This window comes from Oscillibacter sp. CU971 (assembly GCF_905219725.1).
Classification (GTDB): domain Bacteria; phylum Bacillota; class Clostridia; order Oscillospirales; family Oscillospiraceae; genus Oscillibacter.
Genome location: NZ_CAJMXG010000260.1, coordinates 1 through 3,611, shown reverse-complemented (window position 1 = coordinate 3,611; position 3,611 = coordinate 1). Strand labels below are relative to the sequence as shown.

The following is a 3,611-nucleotide window of genomic DNA, read 5'->3' as shown; positions in this document are numbered from 1 at the left end:
AAGAGACAGATCACGTCCGGGTCCTCCCGCAGCGCGGCCCGGAGGCCGGTGGCGAAGCTCCCCGTGTCCCGGCCGATCTCCCGCTGGTTGATAACGCACTTTTCCGGGGTGTAGACGTATTCGATGGGGTCCTCCAGGGTAAGGATATGCTTGGCCTCATTGCGGTTGATTTGATTCAGCACCGCCGCCAGGGTGGTGGACTTGCCGGAGCCGGTCTCGCCGGTGATGAGCACCAGCCCCTGGCTGTAGGCGGGGAATTCGCCGACCACCTTGGGAAGGCCCAGCTCGGACAAGTCGGGAATGTGGTCGTTCAAAAGCCGGATGGCGGCGGACCAGGCCTCCTGCTGGCGGAAGAGGTTCACCCGGCAGCGGACCCCGGCGATGGTCAGCGCCAGGTCCAGCTCGCCCACGGCCTCCCCGTGGCGGATTTCGGACCCGGCCAGCTCCCGGGCGGCCTCCAGGCAGTCGTCCGACGTCAGGGGCGCGCCCTCCATCTCCCGGATGGCGCCGTCCACCCGGTAGCGGGGGGTCAGGCCCCGGACCAGATGAATATCGGAGGCCCCGTCCTTCCGGGCCTTTTCTACGTATTCTTTAACACTCATAGATTTTCCTCCTCTTTATCCGCCGCCCAGGACCCGGTGGACCTCCTCGCTGGAGGTCACGCCGTCTAAAACCAGCTTGCGGCAGTTTTCCATGATGGGGTGAAAGTCCGCCTGATCCATAGCCGCCTCCAAATCCTTGAGGGAGCGGGAGTGGATGGCCCGCCGGATGGCGGGATTGACGGGAAGAATCTCAAAGACGCCGGTCCGGCCCCGGTAGCCGGTGCCGAAGCACTCGCCGCAGCCCGCGCCCCGGTAGAAGGTGTACTCTCCCGGGGGGAGGCCCAGGGCCTCCCGCTCCTCCGCCGAGGGGGCGTAGGGCTTTTTGCAGTGGGGGCAGACCTTGCGCAGCAGCCGCTGGGAGACGATGCCCTTCACCGCCCCGGCGATGAGGTAGGGCTCCACGCCGATGTCCAGCAGCCGGTCGATGGAGCTGACGGCGTTGTTGGTGTGGATGGTGGAGAGGACCAAATGTCCGGTCATGGCGGCCCGCATGGCGATTTCAGCGGTCTCGCCGTCCCGGATTTCGCCCACGGCGATGATGTCCGGGTCCTGACGGAGGACGGAGCGGAGGACGTTGGCGAAGGTCAGGCCGGTTTTGTCGTTGATCTGGACCTGGCAGATGCCGTCGATGTGATATTCCACCGGGTCCTCCAGGGACACGAGGTTTACTTCCTCGCTTTTCAGGCGGTCAATCATGGCATACAGGGTAGAGGTCTTGCCGGAGCCCGTGGGGCCCACCATGAGGATGACGCCCTCGGTGGCGTTGTCCACCAGCCGGCAGAACCGCTCCCGGTTGCCCCCCTCCAGGCCGATACCCTCCAGGGTGGCAAGCTCCGGGGTCTTCCGCAGGAGGCGGATGACCACCTTCTCGCCGTGGATGGTGGGCAGGGTGGAGATACGCAGGTCCAGGCTCTCCTGGCGGACGGTGACGTTGGCCCGTCCGTCCTGGGGAATCAGCTTCTGGGCGATGTCCATCCGGGCCATGATCTTTAAGCGGGAGATGACGGAGCTCTGGAGCTCCCGGGGCACCGGGATGATGGCCCGAAGGGCCCCGTCGATGCGCATGCGGATGGTCATGCTGTCCTCGCCGGGCTCCATGTGGATGTCCGAGGCCCCTTCCGTACAGGCCCGGTCGATGATGGAGTTCACCAGCCGGATGGCCGGGGCGGCGTCCGCCTCGTCCTCGTCCACGGTCATGCTCTGGGGCTGGGCCGGGGCGGCGGCGCCGTACTGGCTGCCAAGGAGATCCCGCTGCATGTCCTCGATGGCCTGCATGGCCCCCTGGTTGCTGTAGAGGTTCTGGACCGCCCGCTCCACGGCGGCGGAGGCGGCGATGAGGGGAATGACCCGCCGCCGGGTGATGGCCCGGACCTCCTCAATGGCCACGAAGTTCAGGGGGTCTGCCATGGCCAGGTGCACGTCTGTCCGGGTGGCCCGGACCGGCACGGNCATGTGCTTTTTCGCCGCGCTCTTGGGCAGGAGCTGAGCCATTTCCGGCGGGATGGGGTAGGTGTTCAGGTCGATGAACTCCACGCCCAATTGGCTCATCAGCGTGTCAATGAGCTGCCGCTCGGTGATGAAGCCGTGGGTTTGCAGGATGGAGCCCAGGCGCTGGCCGGTGTCCTCCTGGAGCGCCAGGGCCTCATCCAGCTGGGCCTGGGTGATGCAGCCGCTGTTGACCAGCAGGTCGCCGAGTTTGACGTATTTCATGATGTCCCTTCTTTCTCGGGTGGGTTCAGGCAGCGGATAACCACGCCGCCCTCCGGCGTCTGGGCGCTGATGCCGCTGTCCTTCCAGGTGACCTTCAGATGCAAGGTGAAACAGGCCGCGTCCCGGTCATAGGTGATGTCCATGGCTTCGACCTGATAGTCTCCGTTTTTATAAGCGCCGCCACGGCCGTCTTTTTCCTTGGGCAGCAGCTCCTTGCCGCCGGCGTAGACCTGCCCGCTTTCCAAGGTGAGCCCGCGGCCGCCGTTGTAGGATTCCAGCGCGCCGTTCCCGGCGGTTTGGGTCTCGTGGGCGTAGCGCAACTCCCCGGCGATGGCGTCGGTGAGAGTGTTCAGCAAAAGCTGGGTCTCTGACTCCGCCGTGAGGTCGAAGTAGGTCTTCGTGGCCACGCTGAGGCCCGTGTTCACCATCACGCAAAGCAGCATGAGGACGGCCACGGCGCAGAGCATTTCCACCAGGGAGAACCCGGCGCTGCTTTTCAGCTTCTTTTTCATCCGCCGCCTCCTGTCATGGCAAGGCCGGAAGAATCCAATCCGGGCAGCGGGTCTAGGGCGTAGGAGAGCAGGCGCGGGGTGCCGTAGAAATGGAGCCCATGCTCACTTTCGCCGGCGGCAGCGGGGATGGTCACGGCAGAACCGTCCTTGCTTAGGATGGTTATTGCGGTTCCGCCGGACAGGCCGCTGTAAATATCCGTCTCCAAGGAGCCGCCGGGGACCTTGCTCTGCCGTTCCGCCTTGGAGAGAGCCGTGTAGTAGTCTTCGTCCGCCGCCTGGGCCTGGAGGCCGATGCTGGTGGAGGCTGAAACGGCCCCCAGCAGCAGCATGACGGAAAGCGCGCAGATCAGCACGGAGGCCAGCACCTCCACCAGTGTCTCGCCCCGGGAGTTTCGCAGCTTCTCGCTCATCCGTCTGCCGCCTCCTTCTTGATTTCCCGGGTAATCCAGTCCAGCCGCCAGGTTACGGCCGGATCGGTTTGCTCCGTTGGGACAATCTCCGGGTTTTCGAATTGAACGGTGATATTGTCCCCGGTGGTGGGGCCATCCTTTGGCAGCCGGTCCGCCTCCTTGGGATATCCAAGCTCAGGCGTATTGACAGCGGTGAGCTCCGCCTCCATGACGTAGGTGGGATCGCCGGAGGTTCCGGGGTCCAGCCACGCCTTCAGATGGATGCGGCGGCTTTGCGACATGTCGGCGCTCACCTTAACCGTTCCGAATTGCTCCTCAATACCGGCGGCGTCCGCCACCTTTATGGTCAACTCCCGGGTGGTGACGGCCGGAGTGGA

General features: G+C 64.8%; 5 protein-coding genes. All 5 read right to left on the bottom strand.

The features are described 5' to 3' along the window. Positions 1 to 602 (bottom strand): type IV pilus twitching motility protein PilT (locus JX325_RS13695; RefSeq protein ID WP_204791653.1); only part of this gene is annotated, 602 nt, incomplete at its 3' end. Between the two features lie 15 nt (positions 603 to 617). Next, on the bottom strand, positions 618 to 2,312 hold the full coding sequence (locus JX325_RS13690) for a GspE/PulE family protein (RefSeq protein WP_204791652.1): 1,695 nt from the start codon (positions 2,310 to 2,312) through the stop codon (positions 618 to 620). After that, positions 2,309 to 2,824: a type II secretion system protein J gene (locus tag JX325_RS13685; RefSeq protein WP_204791651.1), complete on the bottom strand. Its 516-nt coding sequence runs from the start codon at positions 2,822 to 2,824 to the stop codon at positions 2,309 to 2,311. The genes JX325_RS13690 and JX325_RS13685 overlap by 4 nt, the downstream gene beginning before the upstream one ends. After that, positions 2,821 to 3,234, bottom strand: coding sequence for a hypothetical protein (locus JX325_RS13680; RefSeq protein WP_204791650.1), 414 nt, complete (start codon positions 3,232 to 3,234; stop codon positions 2,821 to 2,823). The genes JX325_RS13685 and JX325_RS13680 overlap by 4 nt, the downstream gene beginning before the upstream one ends. Then, positions 3,231 to 3,611, bottom strand: a 381-nt coding sequence (locus tag JX325_RS13675) for a hypothetical protein (RefSeq protein ID WP_204791649.1), incomplete at its 5' end; no start/stop codon positions are given. The genes JX325_RS13680 and JX325_RS13675, both read right to left, overlap by 4 nt.